22 protein-coding genes are annotated in these 18,160 nt (G+C 37.8%); 13 read left to right on the plus strand and 9 right to left on the minus strand.

All coding sequences use genetic code 11. The features are described 5' to 3' along the window. Positions 1 to 3: 3 nt before the first annotated feature. The 3 genes from yunB to ACE199_RS10145 form a co-directional block, all read right to left on the minus strand. The gene (gene yunB, locus ACE199_RS10135) at positions 4 to 762 is read right to left on the minus strand and encodes a sporulation protein YunB (RefSeq protein WP_375349643.1); all 759 of its coding nucleotides are present in this window, start codon (positions 760 to 762) and stop codon (positions 4 to 6) included. Between the two features lie 234 nt (positions 763 to 996). Then, positions 997 to 1,989, minus strand: a complete 993-nt coding sequence (locus ACE199_RS10140) for a M23 family metallopeptidase (protein ID WP_375349644.1) — start codon at positions 1,987 to 1,989, stop codon at positions 997 to 999. Between the two features lie 125 nt (positions 1,990 to 2,114). Next, positions 2,115 to 2,768, minus strand: coding sequence for a YhcN/YlaJ family sporulation lipoprotein (locus ACE199_RS10145; RefSeq protein WP_375349645.1), 654 nt, complete (start codon positions 2,766 to 2,768; stop codon positions 2,115 to 2,117). Between the two features lie 114 nt (positions 2,769 to 2,882). Here ACE199_RS10145 and ACE199_RS10150 point away from each other — a divergent pair, with 114 nt between their 5' ends. Continuing rightward, positions 2,883 to 3,158, plus strand: a complete 276-nt coding sequence (locus tag ACE199_RS10150) for a YutD family protein (protein ID WP_119117223.1) — start codon at positions 2,883 to 2,885, stop codon at positions 3,156 to 3,158. Between the two features lie 134 nt (positions 3,159 to 3,292). On the opposite strand, the gene ACE199_RS10155 is transcribed toward ACE199_RS10150, so the two are convergent. Together ACE199_RS10155 and ACE199_RS10160 are read right to left on the minus strand one after the other, a co-directional pair. Further along, positions 3,293 to 3,586: a cytosolic protein gene (locus ACE199_RS10155; RefSeq protein ID WP_375349646.1), complete on the minus strand. Its 294-nt coding sequence runs from the start codon at positions 3,584 to 3,586 to the stop codon at positions 3,293 to 3,295. A 67-nt stretch (positions 3,587 to 3,653) separates the two neighbouring features. Next, complete coding sequence (locus ACE199_RS10160) at positions 3,654 to 3,920, minus strand: DUF3055 domain-containing protein (protein ID WP_375349647.1); 267 nt, start codon at positions 3,918 to 3,920, stop codon at positions 3,654 to 3,656. Positions 3,921 to 4,517: 597 nt separating this feature from the next. Between ACE199_RS10160 and ACE199_RS10165 the strand changes: the two genes are divergently transcribed. From ACE199_RS10165 to ACE199_RS10175, 3 genes are all read left to right on the plus strand, one after another. Continuing rightward, complete coding sequence (locus ACE199_RS10165) at positions 4,518 to 5,711, plus strand: EAL domain-containing protein (RefSeq protein ID WP_375349648.1); 1,194 nt, start codon at positions 4,518 to 4,520, stop codon at positions 5,709 to 5,711. A gap of 21 nt (positions 5,712 to 5,732) precedes the next feature. Then, positions 5,733 to 6,170 carry a DUF86 domain-containing protein gene (locus ACE199_RS10170; protein ID WP_119117227.1) on the plus strand — a complete coding sequence of 146 codons (438 nt, stop codon included), beginning with the start codon at positions 5,733 to 5,735 and terminating at the stop codon, positions 6,168 to 6,170. 172 nt (positions 6,171 to 6,342) lie between these two features. After that, positions 6,343 to 7,110 carry a TIGR01457 family HAD-type hydrolase gene (locus tag ACE199_RS10175; RefSeq protein WP_252291635.1) on the plus strand — a complete coding sequence of 256 codons (768 nt, stop codon included), beginning with the start codon at positions 6,343 to 6,345 and terminating at the stop codon, positions 7,108 to 7,110. A 118-nt stretch (positions 7,111 to 7,228) separates the two neighbouring features. On the opposite strand, the gene ACE199_RS10180 is transcribed toward ACE199_RS10175, so the two are convergent. After that, positions 7,229 to 7,726, minus strand: coding sequence for a phosphatidylglycerophosphatase A family protein (locus ACE199_RS10180; protein ID WP_252291634.1), 498 nt, complete (start codon positions 7,724 to 7,726; stop codon positions 7,229 to 7,231). Between the two features lie 152 nt (positions 7,727 to 7,878). On the opposite strand from ACE199_RS10180, the gene yutH reads away from it, so the two are divergent. The 5 genes from yutH to thrB all read left to right on the plus strand — a co-directional run bounded on the left by yutH (position 7,879) and on the right by thrB (position 13,696). After that, positions 7,879 to 8,919 (plus strand): spore coat putative kinase YutH, encoded by a 1,041-nt coding sequence (gene yutH / locus ACE199_RS10185; RefSeq protein ID WP_375349649.1) that lies wholly within the window; start codon positions 7,879 to 7,881, stop codon positions 8,917 to 8,919. A 353-nt stretch (positions 8,920 to 9,272) separates the two neighbouring features. Continuing rightward, positions 9,273 to 10,178: a L,D-transpeptidase family protein gene (locus ACE199_RS10190; RefSeq protein ID WP_375349650.1), complete on the plus strand. Its 906-nt coding sequence runs from the start codon at positions 9,273 to 9,275 to the stop codon at positions 10,176 to 10,178. A gap of 226 nt (positions 10,179 to 10,404) precedes the next feature. Beyond that, positions 10,405 to 11,703: a homoserine dehydrogenase gene (locus tag ACE199_RS10195; RefSeq protein ID WP_375349651.1), complete on the plus strand. Its 1,299-nt coding sequence runs from the start codon at positions 10,405 to 10,407 to the stop codon at positions 11,701 to 11,703. Further along, positions 11,700 to 12,761 (plus strand): threonine synthase, encoded by a 1,062-nt coding sequence (gene thrC / locus ACE199_RS10200; RefSeq protein ID WP_252291627.1) that lies wholly within the window; start codon positions 11,700 to 11,702, stop codon positions 12,759 to 12,761. Before ACE199_RS10195 ends, thrC begins: the two co-directional genes overlap by 4 nt. Further along, a complete protein-coding gene (gene thrB / locus ACE199_RS10205) occupies positions 12,758 to 13,696 on the plus strand; it encodes a homoserine kinase (protein ID WP_375349652.1) in 939 nt (312 codons plus the stop codon). Before thrC ends, thrB begins: the two co-directional genes overlap by 4 nt. Positions 13,697 to 13,831: 135 nt before the next feature. Here thrB and ACE199_RS10210 read toward each other — a convergent pair whose 3' ends face one another. Beyond that, positions 13,832 to 14,074 (minus strand): NifU family protein, encoded by a 243-nt coding sequence (locus tag ACE199_RS10210; RefSeq protein WP_252282673.1) that lies wholly within the window; start codon positions 14,072 to 14,074, stop codon positions 13,832 to 13,834. Between the two features lie 136 nt (positions 14,075 to 14,210). Between ACE199_RS10210 and ACE199_RS10215 the strand changes: the two genes are divergently transcribed. Further along, a complete protein-coding gene (locus ACE199_RS10215; protein WP_375349653.1) occupies positions 14,211 to 14,543 on the plus strand; it encodes a YuzD family protein in 333 nt (110 codons plus the stop codon). A gap of 60 nt (positions 14,544 to 14,603) precedes the next feature. Here ACE199_RS10215 and ACE199_RS10220 read toward each other — a convergent pair whose 3' ends face one another. After that, positions 14,604 to 15,671 carry an NAD(P)/FAD-dependent oxidoreductase gene (locus ACE199_RS10220; RefSeq protein WP_375349654.1) on the minus strand — a complete coding sequence of 356 codons (1,068 nt, stop codon included), beginning with the start codon at positions 15,669 to 15,671 and terminating at the stop codon, positions 14,604 to 14,606. Between the two features lie 311 nt (positions 15,672 to 15,982). On the opposite strand from ACE199_RS10220, the gene ACE199_RS10225 reads away from it, so the two are divergent. Then, the gene (locus tag ACE199_RS10225; RefSeq protein ID WP_375349655.1) at positions 15,983 to 16,219 is read left to right on the plus strand and encodes a YuzB family protein; all 237 of its coding nucleotides are present in this window, start codon (positions 15,983 to 15,985) and stop codon (positions 16,217 to 16,219) included. Between the two features lie 50 nt (positions 16,220 to 16,269). Here the strand turns inward: ACE199_RS10225 and ACE199_RS10230 are convergent, their stop codons facing one another. Continuing rightward, the gene (locus tag ACE199_RS10230; protein WP_375349656.1) at positions 16,270 to 16,959 is read right to left on the minus strand and encodes a DUF2225 domain-containing protein; all 690 of its coding nucleotides are present in this window, start codon (positions 16,957 to 16,959) and stop codon (positions 16,270 to 16,272) included. A 208-nt stretch (positions 16,960 to 17,167) separates the two neighbouring features. On the opposite strand from ACE199_RS10230, the gene ACE199_RS10235 reads away from it, so the two are divergent. Both ACE199_RS10235 and ACE199_RS10240 read left to right on the plus strand, forming a co-directional pair. Next, the gene (locus ACE199_RS10235; RefSeq protein ID WP_375349657.1) at positions 17,168 to 17,530 is read left to right on the plus strand and encodes a HesB/IscA family protein; all 363 of its coding nucleotides are present in this window, start codon (positions 17,168 to 17,170) and stop codon (positions 17,528 to 17,530) included. Between the two features lie 375 nt (positions 17,531 to 17,905). Continuing rightward, positions 17,906 to 18,160: helix-turn-helix domain-containing protein (locus ACE199_RS10240; protein WP_375349658.1), on the plus strand; the 255-nt coding region annotated here is incomplete at its 3' end.

Raw genomic sequence — 18,160 nt, forward strand, 5'->3', positions numbered from 1 at the left:
CGCTTATTCCTTCTTCTCCTCCTCCTCAGGCTTCATGATAGCGGGGGCAACTGTGCTTGAACCGTTACTGTAATAGCTTGGTACATCTCCCTCAATTAATATCCCTCCAGCATTGATTTTATGTTCGACAATCATATCATCGGCTAAAGATGGAATAACAATTTGCATGTTGACCTTAAAATTAACCGTCAATTCAAGAAAGACTGTATTAATGCCTGCATGGGTTAAATGTGTATTAAAGTCTGATTCGACGTGACCGATAGCCGCCATTTTTACGGGGATTTTTGGACCGTAATTGGCGAGAAGAGCATTGCCTGTAATAACGCCTAAAGGAATATAATACACCACTTCTTTGAGTTGTTCATCGTCTATCGATGAGGCTGTCGTAAATGGATTGGACTCGATAATCCCAAGCTTTTTTTGGATGTCATTCCTAATGTCTGCTTGCAAGCGAATCGATGCTTCCGGATTAATCGTATAGGAAGGAGGATTATTGTCTCCTGTATCATTCTTCATAATAACTTCATTTAAGTTTGTTTTTTCCATATTTTCATCTATAGATTCGTGAATAGCTTTTGTGGCAATTCTGTCCACTTCATTTTTAGCGATATTCATAATAACAGGTTCAACCGTTTTATTAACAAAGGAAAGAGATAAAATACTTGTGAAAATAAAAAGAATGAACGAGATGAAGAATACGTGACGTGTTTTTAGAGGTCCTTTTTTACGAAATAGTTTGGATTTTCGTCTTGCTCGAAACATGTTAAGAGCCTCCTTTAATAAAGGCTGTACGGAAAGGCATGCAAAATTATGGCTTCGCAGAAAATAAGCCAAAAATAAACAGTGTCCTATAAAGTGAAATTTCCATCAGTGGGGGGCTTACTGCCTGTTAAGTGTGGGATAAATAAAGCTTTATTCAAAAGATATGCATTATGCTTAGTGGATTATGTTAAAAAGCGGTGAGAAATCTATCTTCTCACCGCTGAAGGTTTATTCCTATTTTTTCTTTATTCTGTCATTTCGTTCCCAAATTTTCAAGTATGGATAAGGGTCGAAACTCCATTCAGTAATGCCATTATCTTTATAGAGACCAAAATGTAAATGAGGAGGGAACTTCCCAGAGGTTCCAGGAGGTCCGTAGCCGGTACTTCCAACACTCCCAATCAATTGAGCGGGTTTAACGACTTGTCCTACTTTTAGACCGTCGGCAAAGCCGTTGAGATGAGCAAAGTAATGATAATTATTATTTAAATCTCGAATGCCTATTCGCCATCCCCCATATTTATTCCACCCTTTCATTTCAATGATGCCATAACAGGTTGAACGAACAGGAACCCCATAAGAGGCAAAAACGTCCGTCCCTTCATGAATACGTCTCCCGCCCCAACCGCGAGCAGAGCCCCAGGTACTTCTGTACGTATAATGACTTCCAATAGGGAGAGGAAACGCTTTTTCCTGTAAATGTAACGTCCCAAATGTTTTATAAATTCGGGCATTTCCGATAATAATACTTACCGCTTTATCTCTTTTGTAATAATTCCATAATCCAATGCGTATATTTTCTTCATCCGTTCCATAGTTAAGTAAATAGTTTGCAAAGGTATATAAACGGTCAACATCGCTATTGATGTCGGCACGTCCATCTCCATCTCCATCTAAGCCAATACCGTCAAATAAGCTAATTGACAGCGGCTTAACATCAGCAAGGTTTGGATTTAATGCTCCTACCCATTTCGAAGGTTCAATATAGATGCCAATGACTCCTTTCGCTTTTTCACGGTCTTTACGGGTTAAGCGTAAATTATGTTCATACTGATCTGCTGCGGCGAGATAATACCAAGGAATCTGTAGGATAGTCTCCATATTTTGATACAATTCTAATCTCTTGGTAAATAAATCAGCCTCGGATGGTGGCGGAGTAGCAGCGAAGACTGATCCGCTGCTGCATATTATGGAAATCATTATCAGAGAAAGGATGGCTCTTTTCACAATGTCAGTCTCCTTTCAATGTATGCTGTCATTAGTGTTCATCATTAGAGGGGAAATCATGAAAGATAAATTGTGGTAATCCTGCAAAAAGAGGGATTGGTTATCAAGTCCCAATCCCTACAATTTTACATATTCCTTGTGTTTTCATGGATGTTTTTGTTATTATGTCGTTCAGTAACATTTTCTCCATTTTCATTTTCTTCATCGCTTATTTTAGAGCCTTGTGGAGATTTAAGCATTTCTTGAATGGTTTTATTAAGCGAGAACTCCATGCCTTCATGATCTGATTCTAAATTTGCATAATTTTCGATATATGGAGCTAATGCAATATTGTCACTCACATACACATGATAATAGCGAGGAACAGCAGACATAGCGGTTCGCTTTACTTGATCGGCTGTTTCTTGGCGATTATTTGAATCGGTTTCATACACGACAAGTACTTCTTCATCTGTCACAAGTGTTGATACATCACGTACATTAGGGAGTTGGATACTTAAATTAGAAATGACATCGGCTAACTGTTCGCGGTCAATGGATGAAATTTGATTATCAATGTTTTGGCCCTCTACGGTTGTTTTATTAACTCGAGTAAAGCCGAAATCATCGCGGTCTCTAGCAGTATTTTGATAATCTTCATCATAGTAGTGAGCTGGGGTTCGGACTGTAAGCGGTTCTGCTGTATTTGTGTCCATGCTTGTATCGTTGTCTCCATTTGTTGAACAACCACTTATGATAAACAGTGAACTAAGTCCAATGGATAAAATTACTTTTCTCAAAGCTGACACCTCCTTATCGATTAGGTTGAGCATCTTTCTGTAAATTTCGCTTAGTAATTGATGGGGAATCAGTTATAATTTAAGGATAACTATGTATTTTGAGAGGTGAAGAACATGATTACGATCAATAATATAGCCTACGAAGTAATCGATGAGCGAAGAGATGGCTATAATGAAGAGGCATTTAAAGCCCGTTATAGTGAAATCTTAACGAAGTATGATTATATCGTTGGCGACTGGGGATATGGACAGTTAAGGCTTCGTGGCTTTTTTGATGATCAAAATCATAAAGCCACCTTTGATACGAAAATAAGTACAGTAACAGAGTACTTATATGAATACTGCAATTTTGGCTGTCCGTATTTTATCGTGAAAAAAATAAAGAAATAAGAAAAGGGGGGCCCCAAAAGGTCGTATTTTTTACGATTTGTTTGGGGCACCTTCTTTTTATGAGTCGAGTAGTTCATTCCATAACTAAAGAATTATAGGGTAATCTTAATAATTTCAGTAAGGTATTTACACTTTTAATTTTCTCTCGTACCGTCGCTATAAGGGCGTTGAGATTCTGTACTTGGATCGTCGTGAGTAGGATGAGCACCCGGATATTGACGAGGTAAGTTTTCATGAAAGGGTTTATTTTCATAGTTAAAGGCGCTGTAGGAGCGCTGTTCTTCTCGCCATGGGGTACTTTTATTTTCGACAGGCGTATCAGTGCCTCGTGGTGCTCCGTAAGGTCCTTCCGGAAAATCCTCAGGGATAACATAATTTCGTCCTTTTTCTACATTAGAAAAATCATAATATTTTTCCTTTTTATTCAATATAATTCCCTCCTATAGATAGTCGTTCATCAATAGGATGTCCAATAAGAACAGGGTCATGAAGGAATTAAATGACTTCGGTTAAGAATCCACGCAGCTCTGTCGCTTCTTCTTCAGTTAGTTGAAAGGCTTGTTCAAGATACCCTTCTTCTTCTAAGTCATCGTGTCCGATAATGGCAAAACGATTGCTTTGTAAATTTAGCACTAATTTTTTGCCATAGAACCGGTCAGTCATTGTAATAGCTAAATCAAAGCGAGATTCCTCCCCCATAAAGCTCACAAATCGTGTCTTTGTATCAATTAAATCGTTGTATAAATAAAAGCGCTCTCCCACATGCATTCTCCCTTCAATATTTTATTTCTTCGTTTTATCCCACACTTAACGGGCAGTAAGACCCCCACCTCAAGCTTATGAGGAGTCAAAGAAGATAGGCGGGGGTCAACTGCCCGTAAAGGTCCGATTGGTGAGATACAGTGAAACTTACCTTTGCGGTTTTCAAAGGTAAGCTTTCACCAATCAGGTTCGTACGGTCACTTGATTGAAGCGAAGCGGAAATCTTAGTGACCGTAGAACGTGGCTAACCATCAGTGGGGGATGAAAGAAAACCCCCACTGATGGAAGTTTCACTTTATCATAACAAAATCTAAATAATAGTGAAATGTGTGCATAGAGAAGATATCTGTATCTTTTTGATGAACTTATGAAATTTTTGTGGAGGAAGGAACATCTAATGGTCGATATTTTTGACGAGATTTCTTTATTTAAGAAAAAATATGATAAGATATAGGTAATATAGCCCGGGTGAAAGGGATGGGGAATATGTCGCTGAATGATAAGAAAGGTTATAAATCACTAGGAAAGTGGCTTAAACTGTTTAGTCCATTGTCTAGGCTTCGCTTCTATCCACCTCAGTTCATTGTGAGGAATCCGATGGTACAAGCAGTAAATGTATCGTTTTCACAAGGATATGAAGTAGCCGTCATTGTGTTTGATATTCAAGATGTACTTCAATTCAAAGAAGAGATGGGTAAACAGCAATATGATACCTATATCAAACAGTTAAAAAAGGCATTCAAAGAAGCAATTGTAGATACAATACCGAAAGAAGATATTCTTATTTTGCATGATTATAACAGCGATAACGTTACATTCCTTATGCGGATAGATTATACGGAGAAAAAGTCACGTGAATTGGATGAAATCACTTATATGATTACAGCAAATGTTCAAGAACATTTGCAAGAGATAAGTCCGCAATTTAAGTCCTCGTTTATAACCGGCTATATGTTTGTTGAGAAGAGCCAGTATCCAACTGAACATGCTGTGAATAGAGCTTATAAGCAAGCGGTTATAATGACGGAAGAAAAGAAGAAAGCTGGATTTAGTGGATTAATGATGACGATAGATGACATTATTTCTAATCAACATATTCGATTGATGGTACAACCTATAGTTGAAGTAGCTACGAATCAGATGAAAGCTCATGAAGTGCTTACCCGTGGGCCGGCCGGGACAGATTTAGAAAATCCGTTAGCATTATTCTCAGCGGCCAGGCAAACAGGGAGGCTCTATGAATTAGAGCAAATCGTACTAGAAAAAACGTTTAGGCAGGTTTCAGAAAATGATTTATTGAAGCAAGTATTTATTAATCTTACACCTGTTACAGTTGAGAATTTACGCTTTCCAACAGACATTAAGGCGATGTTAGACAAGTATCCAAGTATTTCAGCTGAGCAATTTGTCCTTGAAATTACGGAGCGGGAGGCCATTAATCATATAGATTATTTTATTGTCAATATTCAAAGCTTAAGACAATTAGGTTTCCAAATTGCTGTCGATGATACAGGCGCAGGTTATTCAAATTTAAATACTATTATTGAAATTATGCCGGATATTATTAAAATTGATCGCTCTGTTATTCAAAATATTGATAGTAGTACCGTAAAAGAGTCGATGTTAAAGGGACTTTTATTAATTGCGAAGGAAACAGGTTCGATTGTTGTAGCTGAAGGAATTGAGAGTAAAGGGGAAGCTATGGTATTATCAAAGAATAATGTTGATTTGGCACAAGGATATTTCTACGCAAGACCTACAGGTGTGGAGAAACTTAAAGTGTCATCTTAGAATAGAAAGGATCTGGAAAGAATGTACTTTGTAGACCGACAAAAAATTGAACAAATTTTATGTTTCCTTGAGGCACAGTTATCGAGGTTAGAACAAAAAAAAGAATGGAATGATGAGCTGTCACAATTGGCTTTGGAAAGGATTGTTCAAACGTCCATTGATTCTGTTTTGGATGTGGGCAATGCGATGATTGATGGTTTTATTATGAGGGACCCTGGTAGCTATGAAGATATTGTGGATATTTTACTTGATGAGAAAGTAATTAGCGAGGAAATTGCGACACAATTTAAAAATGTGCTGCCACTTCGCAAAATGCTTATCCAAGATTATATTGAAGTGTCGCATGAACAGTTACAGACTGTATTTACAGCTAATCTTGCAGCCTTTACTCAATATCCGGAGTTAATTAGAACATACTTAACTAATGAATTAGGAGCTGTTTCTGCTTTTAAAAATTAGGCTATGTTGCGAGAAGGATGAAATCGTAGTTTCAGAAGCAATAAGCCATATAAAAGGCTAAAATGAACATAGTAACTCTTTATACAAGCGACCGGTAATGGCGCTTGTATTTTTTTAGGGATGACTATGTGACATAAGTTGGGAGTATCATCTTATGAAGGGAGCATTATGTATGAAATCTTATAAAGGGTATTTGATTGATTTAGATGGGACCATGTATCGTGGATCTGAGCAAATAGCTGAAGCTGCAGGATTTATAGATGAATTGCGCCAACGGAACATTCCTTATTTATTCGTCACCAATAATTCTTCGCGTACACCTGCGCAAGTGGCAGAGAAATTACGGAATTTTGGGATAGAGACAGACAATAAACAAGTATTTACTACAAGCATGGCCACAGCGAATTTTATTGCGGAAAGAAAGGCTGATGCAACGGTATATGTGATCGGTGAAGAGGGCATTCGAAACGCTTTACAGGAAAAAGGGCTAGAGCTTGTGGAAGAGAATGCAGATTTTCTCGTTATGGGTATTGATCGAGCTATCGATTATGAAAAATTAACAAAAGCTTGCTTAGCTGTAAGAAATGGTGCCGCATTCATTTCAACCAATGGAGATATTGCTATTCCAACTGAACGCGGACTGCAGCCTGGAAATGGGGCCATCACATCGGTTGTGGCGGTATCGACGCAAGTAAAACCGACTTTCATTGGTAAGCCGGAATCGATTATTATTGAGCAGGCATTACAGGTATTAGGTGTCTCAAAAGAAGAAGTCATTATGGTTGGAGATAATTATGATACAGATATTATGGCAGGAATCAATGCAGGGATGGATACTTTACTCGTTCATACAGGAGTGACGAAAAAAGAACACTTGCCGCAATATGAAAAACAACCAACCTTTGTTGTCGATACACTGGCTGATTGGCAGTTTGAATAGTGCAGGTAGATAAGGAGCCAAGTACAGGGAAGAAGATTGTACTGGCTCCTTGTTCTTTTTAAAAAGAACATTATTGATGCTGGGTTCATGGAGAGCCAAGAATCGGTGATAGTTTTTCTTAATCTGTCTTTTCTGCTCGATGGGCTAATCGACTAGACGCAGCAGCGGCGATAGCACCGACAATATCATCTAGAAATGTATGCACGTGTCCTGACGTTTTATCATTTAAAGATTTCAATATTCCTGGCTTCTGTTTATCTACGTATCCATAATTCGTAAACCCAATGGAGCCGTACACGTTAACAATTGAGAAAGCAAGAACCTCATCTACTCCGTATAACCCTTCATCTTTTTCAATAATCGTTTGCAGCGGCTCTTCTAATAGTTTTTTTTCAGCTAGTAAATCCAGTTGAATGCCTGTTAAGATGGCATTTTGTACTTCTCGCTTAGACAGAACGCGTTCTACATTATAAATGCAATCTTCCATTTGTAAATTCTCATGATAATCTGCTTGTAAATACATAACAAGATTGGCGATATCTTCAATTTTAACTCCGCGTTTCAAGAGCCATTCTCGTGCTACTTGTTCCGTTAGTGATACTTCTGATTTAGCCATAGAATCACACTCATTTCGATTATTTTGAATGATGCTTAGCGGTTTAGAAATGTTATTCAGAAACTGTAATTTGTATCATATATATAATGTATCCCTGAGTAACAGGTTATGATACCCTACCCTTCATTTTTTTAAGCATTGTACGAGTTTGGTTGGATGATTTTCAAACTTTAGTAAAGGCGGCGATTGGAATGATAGAAGAAATCATTTATCAAAATTATGGAATTTCTGTTGAGCGTGAAGAGAAGAATAATCGCTACCCTTCCTTTCGTTCAGGTAATGTCATTTACAGCATTATTCCGCTTGAAACAGTTGAACAAGATGAGCTTATGGAAAGGCAAAAAATGTCGGAGCATTTAAGAATTCAAGGAGATCAATCCGTCGCTGCTTTTGTTTTGGCGAATCACGGCAGCTATATTTCTGAGGCAGACAATCAATTATTCGTGTTACTTGCTAATGAAGTAATTGAGCCAAGACGAAATCAAAAGACAGGGAGAGCGTTAAGCATTTTTCACGCACAAGGACGCAGTATCGATGAGAAAATTACAAAATGTGCGCGAATTGGCCAATGGAAACAGTTATGGGAAGCTAGAATCGATCAATTAGAAAGAATTTGGAGCGATAAATTGCAAGCACATCCGAACAATGCGTTTGAGCAGTTATTTATTGAAACTTTTCCTTATTATATGGTGTTAGGAGAAAATGCGGTCCAATATTTAGTCGACACAGAAATAGACGATTACCCAGATGCGATTGACAGTGGGACAGTTTGTTATGAACGCTTTACACAAAGCACATGGAACGACGAGAGATGGATGAAAAATCCGTTTGATTGGGTATTTGATCATGCCACAAGAGATTTGGCAGAATGGGCAAGAGATTATTATCGGCGTAATATCCATACATACCAACGTGGACTTACGCAGTTCTTTCAGGACTATCAAAGCGTAGAGCATTTATCCAGCTTCTCAGCCCGTTTATTGTACGCTAGAATGCTTTTTCCGATTCATTATTACGAAACGGTTGAAGAGTACTTTACAAGCCCAACAGAGTCTAGAGCGAATGAATTAGAAGACACTCTTTCACTCATTACAAAATCCTCTCAGCAGTACGAGCATTTTTTAAAGCATTTTTATGAACTAGCTGAAATTCCAGCGCAATACATGCAGTTACCGGAAGTGGGCTGGCTGTAAAGTGAAAGTATCATCAGCTGGAAGAATTCATGTCTTACTGATAGTTAGTTGAATTCATTTTTTAGGTTCTGTTCAATAACGTTGTTGATTTTGACTTATTTTTGCTGACGGTTTATCATCTGCTCTAGATCAGCGTTAATCGTTTCCAAAGGCAACAAGAACGGTTAGGTGTCTAGAGCTTTTCTTATCTCTCATTGGCTTCTCCCTGTTTAGATAGAATCGTTTGATTAGCTGCTCCTTTGCCATAAAAAAACCTTGTGTAAAATGATTTCTCCTTGTATTCCTATGTTATGATAGGAAGAGGAATTTTTAGAATAGTACTACAATTAAAAAAGTTGAAAGGATGTGGATAGATGAAACAATTTGTAGCTGCTGTTCTTATCTGCTTGCTTACTTTACATATGATAGTGGTTCCAACTCAAGCTGCCTCTTCCAATCAATGTATAGAACCGCAATTTTCGATAGTGTTAAAGACAAATGCTGAGCTAAAGGCGAAGGCAAGTCATGCAAGTAAAACGGTTAAAACTTATCCGAAGAATAAGAAGCTTTCGGTTATGAAACGCAGCGGGGATTGGTATTCTATTTGTTATAGTAAAAAAATAGTTTACCTAGCGATAGAAGATGCGCGTGAAGTATTTAATGCTAAGGAACGAGCGGTACTTGTGCAAGCGGATGCTAAACCAGATGTAAAGCAAGTTGTTTCCGCAGTTGGCCCAAAACTTCAGTCCACGAAGGTAACCATTCAAGCGTTTGAGCAACGAAAAGGAGAATGGCGCAGGGCATTAACCGAAATGAAGGGCATAGTAGGAAAAAAAGGCTTTACTACGAATAAAAAAGAAGGCGATGGCAAATCACCAATTGGAATGTATTCATTTGGAACAGCATTTGGCAGCCAAGCAAAGCCATCGGGAATGAAGCTAACTTATAAAAAAACAACGAAGTATGATTATTGGGTTGATGATGTCACATCCAAGGATTATAACAAATGGATTACATATAAAGGCGTCCCAACTAAGAAGTGGAAGTCTTTTGAAAGAATGAATCACTCGTTATATAAATACGGGGTTGTTATTAATTACAATGTTAACCCCATTGTGAAAGGAAAAGGGAGTGCAATCTTTCTTCATATTTGGCGAGGGGAAAATGGAGTTACAGCAGGCTGTGTAGCAACATCAGAGAAAAATGTTTTACGCTTATTAAATTGGCTAAATCCAAGTAAGCACCCTCATATTATTATGGATACAATAGAAACCTTATAAGAGAGTAAGAAGTCATAGGCAAAAGGAAACGATTCTTTTATGCATATTCTTCTATTGTTCCAAAAAAGATATATTTTTTTGAAGCTTACTCTAACAAGGGATTGAAACAAATTGTATGCAAATCTGTATTTTCTAACTATTGATAATTATGAATAAAAATCATATAATGTCTACTATAAAAAAACAAATGTTTTCTTCAGATAAACAGTGGTTAGGGGGAACCGAAATGAAAGCTATCTCAATCGGTTTATTAGGACTAGGTACGGTAGGTTCAGGAGTTGTCCAAATTATTGAAAGTCATCAAGACAAATTAATGCATCAAATTGGATGCCCTATTCAAATAAAGAAAATTTTAGTGAATGATCTAACGAAAGAGCGTGCGGTTCATATCGATCGCAATATGCTAACAGATAACCCAGAAGATGTTATTTACAACCCAGAGGTTGATGTAGTCATCGAAGTAATGGGCGGTATTGAAAAAACGCGTGAATACTTATTACAAGCATTAAAAAATAAAAAACAAGTTATTACGGCAAATAAAGATTTAATGGCTTTATATGGTCCTGAATTATTAGCGGTTGCGACTGAAAATGGCTGCGATTTATTTTATGAGGCAAGTGTAGCTGGTGGAATTCCAATTCTACGTGGACTTGTGGATGGATTATCCTCAGATCGCATTACAAAACTGATGGGGATTGTGAACGGTACTACAAACTTTATTTTAACGAAAATGAGTAAAGACGGCAGCGCCTATGAAGATGTATTAAAAGAAGCTCAAGAGCTTGGTTTTGCTGAGTCTGATCCGACAGCGGATGTAGAAGGGTTAGATGCAGCACGTAAAATGGCAATTCTAGCAACGCTAGGTTTTTCGATGAACGTCGGTTTAGAAGATGTATCTGTTGAAGGAATCACAAAGATTTCTGAGGAAGATTTAGCATATAGCAAAAAGCTTGGCTATACAATGAAGTTGATTGGTGTTGCATCAAGATCAGGCGATAAAGTCGAAGTGAGTGTCCAACCTTCACTATTACCTGAAACGCATCCGCTAGCTTCTGTTAATAATGAATATAATGCAGTATATGTATACGGAGAAGCAGTAGGAGAGACAATGTTCTATGGCCCAGGAGCAGGTAGCTTGCCAACCGCAACAGCTGTTGTCTCGGACTTAGTCGTTGCTTTGAAGAATATGAGACTCGGTGTTAATGGTCGCAGTGCTATTGCGCCTCAATATCCAAAGGCATTAAAAGGGCCAGAGGAAATTCAAGCTAAATTCTTTATTCGCTTGCATGTAAAAGATGAAGTAGGTGTGCTTGCAAGGATTACAAATCTATTTGCTGAGTATGGTGTTGGATTTGATAAAATTCTTCAGCTTCCAATTGATGATAAAGGTGCGTCTGAAATTGTGTTAGTGACACATACGGCTTCTATGGCAGCATTTGAACAAATTCAACAAAAGTTAAATGACTATGAGATGGTTAAGGAAATTAAAAGTACGTACCGTGTTGAAGGAGAGAATACGAAATGAGCTGGCAAGGTTTAATCAAGGAATATAAAGAGTTTTTACCGGTGACGGAAAATACCCCTGAATTATCGTTATTAGAAGGAAATACATCATTAATTAAATGCAACAATTTATCTGAACAGTTCGGGGTTGAACTATATGTAAAATATGAAGGATTAAACCCGACAGGATCATTTAAGGACCGTGGAATGGTATTTGCTGTGGCGAAAGCGATTGAAGAAGGTGCAGATACAATTATTTGTGCATCTACAGGGAATACATCAGCAGCTGCAGCCGCTTATGCAGCTCGCGCTAATATTCGCTGTATCGTCGTGATTCCAGAAGGGAAAATTGCAATGGGGAAACTAGCTCAAGCGGTTATGTATGGTGCAGAAATTGTATCGATTGAAGGAAACTTCGATCAGGCACTTCAAATCGTTCGTAACATTAGTGAGACATCTCCCATTGCGCTTGTAAACTCTGTAAACCCTTATCGTATTGAAGGGCAAAAAACAGCAGCATTTGAAATTTGTGATGTGTTAGGGGCAGCACCAGATATTTTAGCTCTTCCAGTTGGAAATGCAGGAAATATTACTGCGTATTGGAAAGGGTTTAAAGAATACAATGATCATAAGCAAACAGGTCTTCCAGAAATGAGAGGATTTGAAGCGGCGGGAGCAGCTGCGATTGTTCACGACCGTGTGTTTGAAAATCCTGAAACAGTAGCGACAGCGATTCGTATCGGAAATCCAGCAAGCTGGAAATTTGCTGTTGAAGCGGCGAAAGAATCTAACGGAAAAATTGATGAAGTAACAGATGAAGAAATTTTAGAAGCCTATGTATTACTAGCAAGAAGTGAAGGGGTATTTGCTGAACCTGCTTCTTGTGCAAGTATCGCAGGAATCATTAAACAACTAAAAAGCGGTGAAATTAAAAAAGGCAGTAAAATCGTTGCTGTGTTAACAGGAAACGGTTTAAAAGATCCGAATGTAGCGGTGGATACAAGCACAATTACACCAACATTACTGCCAATGGATGAAAAAGTCATCTTAGAACATCTGCAAGGTGTGAAACAAGTATGAGTCAAGAGTCCGAAATGTTTTTAATCCGTGTACCAGCAAGTACGGCAAATCTGGGCCCAGGCTTTGATTCCATAGGGCTTGCTCTAGGATTGTATTTGGAGATACATGGATCTTTATCAGATAGATGGGAAGTTGTTCCACTAACGGAGGAAATGGCTGCTTTTCCGAAAGATGAAAGCAATTATATTGTTCAAATCGCAGAAAAAACAGCAGCCTTCTATGGAAAAGAGTTAGCGCCATGTCGCCTGTTTGTTTCAAGCGAAATTCCACTGGCACGTGGATTAGGAAGCAGTGCATCGGCGATTGTCGCTGGTATTGAATTAGCTAATTTAGTCGCAGAATTACACTTAACGGATGATGAAAAAGGCCGACATGCTTCACTTTTTGAAGGCCATCCGGATAATGGCGGAGCTTCTGTTTATGGCGGGCTTGTTGTCGGCCTGCATACGGAAGAGCAAACCGATGTTGTATCGTTTCCAATCAAAGGTGTCAAAGTGATTGTAGCGATTCCAAATTTTGAACTTCTAACAGAAGATTCAAGAAGCGTGTTACCAAAGACATTAGCCTATAAGGAAGCGATTGAAGGAAGTGCAGCTGCCAATATGCTGCTCGCAGCAATTGTTTCGGATAATTGGAAACTTGTTGGTCAAATGATGCAGAGAGATCGTTTTCATCAACCATACCGCGCTCCACTAGTGCCACATTTGGCTCAAATTGAGGAAATAGCTGCTCAAAATGGAGCTTATGGTACAGCGTTAAGCGGTGCAGGTCCAACCGTCCTTTGTCTGGTTCCTGAAGCGCAAGCGGAGCAAGTGCAAGAAAAATTATCCAATAAATTCCCGGATTTCGTTATTAAGGAACTTCTGATTGATAACAAAGGAAGCCAAACAATGATTTTATCAGAAGCAGATAAGGAAGAGTTAAGTTTTCTATAAGAAGAAACGAGCAGGGGGATATGTTCATCTTGCTCGTTTCTTTGTTTAAGATAGAGCTAATAAAAAAGCTGATTTTCTTCAAGTGTATGTATATCCATACAACATGAAGAAAATCAGCATTAGCTTTTATAACAATTAGAATACTTGTTCAACTTCAATAACACCAGGAACTTCTTCAAGAAGTGCACGTTCAATTCCTGCTTTTAATGTAATCGTTGAACTTGGGCAGCTACCGCAAGCTCCAAGCAAACGTAATTTAACAATTCCATCTTCTACATCGACAAGTTCACAGTCACCGCCATCGCGAAGAAGAAACGGACGAAGTTTATCAAGTACTTCTTGAACTTGACTTTCCATTGTTTGTTCAGTCATTGCCATCGACTCCTTTCCTAATCATATTATAATGCGAAGGTTATAAAAAATCCAATTAGAACTTAGCGGAAAAATAATCTATCTTTATATATAAAAAAGAGATACAATACTAATAATTCCAATCAGAAAAATGGAGGTTTATATGGAACAAAGATCTATCGACATCCAAGTATATGGTGCTGAACAAATTTGTGCGAGTTGTGTAAATTTACCGTCTTCAAAAGATACCTGTGAATGGCTTGAAGCAGCGTTACAACGAAAATTTCCTAATCAGCCATTCTCCATTACTTACATTGATATTCATCATCCGCCAGCTTCTACGAAAGAAAGGGAGTTTTCGTTAAAGATGATCGAAGAAGATTTGTTCTATCCACTTGTATTAATTGACGATGAAATTATAGCAGAAGGAAATGTGCGTTTGAAAACGGTCGTCGATAAAATGATTCAATGCGGGTATAAGCAAGAAACTGTCTAATCTCTGTAAAAAAAGTTTTGAAGCATCCTGCTTCAAAACTTTTCAATCTATATTTAAGTATTAATTGTTATGGTATTTATAAGCCCACAGGATACCAGATTTAATTAATCGAGCAAATCTTCCTGTGATGGCACGATTACCAACTAAGCCGAAGCCTTGTTTTTTCCCTAATGAACCAAGAGTTCCTTTTAATTTCATAGGAGGGAAGCTTTCTGGAAGTGGTTCGTTTGCCCATTTTTTTACAAGAACTTGAACAATTTGTTCTGCTTGTGCTTCCGCTAATTGAGCACTTGGAGCAAATGGCAAGCTTGCACAGTCTCCTACAACGAATACACTGTCGTTGTTTGGTAAGAAGTGTTGTGGCGTTAATACGGCTCTGCCTTGTCCATCTTTTTCGATATCCATATCTCTAATAATTTTGCTAGGTTGGATACCAGCTGTCCAAACGATAACATCACTATGAACAGCTTCTTCACCATTGTATAAAGTGTTTGGTTCAACTTTTGTAATATTAGAATGGTGAACAACTTCAATATTATTTTTAGCAAACCAAGATTCTACAAATACGCTTAAACGTTCTGGAAAAGCGGATAAAATATGCGGTCCACGGTCAAATAATCTTATTTTTAAATCAGCACGGCTTTCAATTAATTCACTTGCTAATTCAACCCCGCTAAGTCCTCCACCAATGATGGAAACTGTTGCACCAGCCCCTAAATTATTCAGTGCTTGATAGGTTTTACGAGATTTATCGATGGTTTGAATACTGAATGTGTGCAGATTTGCTCCTGGAATACCGTGGTATTTATCTTCGCAGCCAAGCCCGATGACTAAATCATCATAATCTACAGGCTCTTGATCTTCTAAGATGACTTGTTTTTTGTCCATATCAATGGATAATACTTCACCATATACATTTTGTAAGCGTGGATGCTCAGGAAATGCAACACGAATATGGTGATCGGAAATTGTTCCTGCCGCTAGCGCATAATATTCTGTTTTAATACAGTGATATGGATTGCGGTCAATAAGTGTAATGCGAACATTTTCAGGCAGCTGATTAGGCAGCAATCTTTGAAGCATGCGCATTCCACCATACCCGCCACCGAGTATGACTAAATTCTTCATGTAAAAATCCCCTTTGTTTAATCTGCAAAAATTGTTATTTCATTTACTTGTAAAAGTAGGTATACTACTATAAAAATCCCCAAAACATGGTGCTAAAAAATAAAAATTATGTTTAAAGATAGTTTTAATCCCCACAAAAGTATAACGAAAATGTGTAAAAATCACAACTGTATTATGAAAATCAACTGTTTTTATCGTTAAATATTGACGATATATAGAAAAAATATAGGTTATTTTTTGAATAACATTGAAAACATGTTTAAAGTGAAACATATATGAATATTTAGCTCCAATAAATGAGGTGAGACTGGATGAAACCAATTATCGAATTTTGTGTTAGCAATTTAGCGAGCGGTGCATATAAAGCAATGGAACAATTAGAAAAAGACCCCAATTTAGACATTGTTGAATATGACTGTTTAAGTTATTGCGGGATTTGTTCAAGCAATCTTTTTGCTCTTGTTAATGGTGAAGTCGTTACTGCAAGCTCTATAGAAGAGCTTGTGGCCAATATATATCAATATTTAGATGAACATCCAATGTTTTAAATCAATTAAACACTGCAAACCCTTTTCAGTTTGCAGTGTTTATATAAGCATTAGTGTGCGGGCAATTCCCCTTTAATGTCTGCCCAGCGATCGCGTGCCATTTGAATGATGGACGTTTCAACAGCTGATTTTCGCTTTTCAAGAACCATGGAAAAATATTTTGTAGCAGCCTGCAGCTCTCCTATCCGTCTAGATAACTCCCCGGCTAAGTATAAAATACGTACTTCAGACACTTGAGTCCCATTATAGTCCCCGATAGAAAAGGATTCCTCATATTCATGACGTGCCAATCTCATAAAGCGATGTTCTTGTTCTTCATTTTGCTTCAGACGGTAAAGCCAAGCCGTTCGTAAATAAAGTCCGGCAATGGTAATATGCTTTTCTTTTTTTAAGATGGCACTATAACAAGCTAATTTATACGTTTGAATGGCATCATTAATGGTGCGTTCACCAGAAAAGGAATGAGGCACCCAATGAGAGCAAATTTTCTCTAAAATTTCTTCTTTTGTACCAGGAGCGAAATATTTAGAGAATTCTTTTGAAAATGCAAAGCCACATTTAGGACAAACATGTATATTATAGAATAGTCCATTAGTTGTACCTTCCGCATATTTTGGACAAAAATCCGTATCATATTCAGATACTTTAATAAAACGAGAACGAATTTTTTTCGTAGTGGCTGGTTGTTTACAAAGAAGACAATCTATACTTGTGTCAAATAGCGGTGGTATTTCCCCCATGAATATCATCCTTCCTATAGTATATAAGTTCTGGTTATATGGATGTGTTATTGGCTTAATTATAGCTTAATTTGTGAGAAAAGGCTCATGAGAAATAAAAGGATTTACATCTTTTTCAGGCAGGAAAATTGAGCATGAGAAATTTTTTAGTATATACTAGTAGTAGTTTGAATTGACTTACTGAATTTTAGAGAGGGAGGGCTTTATTGTGAGCGATGTTGTTAATATTACGGAAGCGGCAGCTTTTCAAATAAAAGAAATGATGAAACATAATGGCGAGGAAGGTTCTTTCTTACGAGTAGCTGTAAAAGGTGGCGGTTGCAGCGGTCTATCCTATGGAATGGCATTTGAACAAGAGGCAGGCGAGAAGGATCAACAATTAGAACAGTTTGATATTAAAATTCTCGTTAGTGAGGAGGATGCTCCTATTTTAAATGGAACAACAATTGATTATAAACAATCGATGATGGGCGGAGGATTTACCATTGATAATCCAAATGCCATCGCGTCTTGTGGCTGCGGGTCATCGTTTAGAACGGCGACAAATACGGGAACACCAGAGAATTGTTAAGGTTTTAACTTCGGTCATTGAACGAAAAGTTAGGCGATGGGGATTACGTTTTTAATCTATTGCGAAACCTATATCCACTTTATATAAAGCGCTTCCTGACGTATTTTACTGATACGCTAGGAGGCGCTTTTTTCTATGTCCGAGGGAAGAACAATTAAACAAAGAAGAGCGATTGATAGAAAACAACAACTTTTATCGAAAAAATAGGCGAGAATACCCCTTCCTCAAGGAATGTGAAGGGTGATAGCCTGATGAGTAGGGAGGGGATGAATCGCCTTCTGATTAGTGACTATTTCACAAAAAAGGGAACTAATGTTTGTACCCTTGATTTTGTATATGGTATAATAAGGTAAATGGTGAAGGAGGTGTTCAACCATGTTCATCCACAAAGCCTTTAGATTTCGCTTATACCCTAATCAGAAACAAATGGAACTCATCCATAAGACGATCGGTTGTTCAAGATTTGTCTTTAATCTCTTTCTTGGTAAACAGAAAGAAAAAGATGCCTACTGGTCTATCACAGAAGAAATGAAGCAGAATGGTCAACTTTCCTCAAATAATTGGAAAGGGGACTATTTGAATAAATATGAAACCATCAAAGAACTTCCAGAATTAAAGAAACAGTATTCT

Source organism: Peribacillus sp. Hz7 (genome assembly GCF_042136355.1).
GTDB lineage: Bacteria > Bacillota > Bacilli > Bacillales > DSM-1321 > Peribacillus > Peribacillus asahii_A.

Bases quoted from the DNA above. Each gene is read 5' to 3' on its own strand.
- ACE199_RS10195 (WP_375349651.1), top strand. From the start codon at position 10,405: ATGAAAGCTATCTCAATCGGTTTATTAGGACTAGGTACGGTAGGTTCA.
- thrC (WP_252291627.1), top strand. From the start codon at position 11,700: ATGAGCTGGCAAGGTTTAATCAAGGAATATAAAGAGTTTTTACCGGTG.
- ACE199_RS10180 (WP_252291634.1), bottom strand. From the start codon at position 7,726: ATGGCTAAATCAGAAGTATCACTAACGGAACAAGTAGCACGAGAATGG.
- ACE199_RS10150 (WP_119117223.1), top strand. From the start codon at position 2,883: ATGATTACGATCAATAATATAGCCTACGAAGTAATCGATGAGCGAAGA.
- ACE199_RS10215 (WP_375349653.1), top strand. From the start codon at position 14,211: ATGGAACAAAGATCTATCGACATCCAAGTATATGGTGCTGAACAAATT.
- ACE199_RS10225 (WP_375349655.1), top strand. From the start codon at position 15,983: ATGAAACCAATTATCGAATTTTGTGTTAGCAATTTAGCGAGCGGTGCA.
- ACE199_RS10165 (WP_375349648.1), top strand. From the start codon at position 4,518: ATGGTACAAGCAGTAAATGTATCGTTTTCACAAGGATATGAAGTAGCC.
- ACE199_RS10190 (WP_375349650.1), top strand. From the start codon at position 9,273: ATGAAACAATTTGTAGCTGCTGTTCTTATCTGCTTGCTTACTTTACAT.
- ACE199_RS10220 (WP_375349654.1), bottom strand. From the start codon at position 15,671: ATGAAGAATTTAGTCATACTCGGTGGCGGGTATGGTGGAATGCGCATG.
- ACE199_RS10175 (WP_252291635.1), top strand. From the start codon at position 6,343: ATGAAATCTTATAAAGGGTATTTGATTGATTTAGATGGGACCATGTAT.
- thrB (WP_375349652.1), top strand. From the start codon at position 12,758: ATGAGTCAAGAGTCCGAAATGTTTTTAATCCGTGTACCAGCAAGTACG.
- ACE199_RS10170 (WP_119117227.1), top strand. From the start codon at position 5,733: ATGTACTTTGTAGACCGACAAAAAATTGAACAAATTTTATGTTTCCTT.
- ACE199_RS10230 (WP_375349656.1), bottom strand. From the start codon at position 16,959: ATGGGGGAAATACCACCGCTATTTGACACAAGTATAGATTGTCTTCTT.
- yunB (WP_375349643.1), bottom strand. From the start codon at position 762: ATGTTTCGAGCAAGACGAAAATCCAAACTATTTCGTAAAAAAGGACCT.
- ACE199_RS10210 (WP_252282673.1), bottom strand. From the start codon at position 14,074: ATGGCAATGACTGAACAAACAATGGAAAGTCAAGTTCAAGAAGTACTT.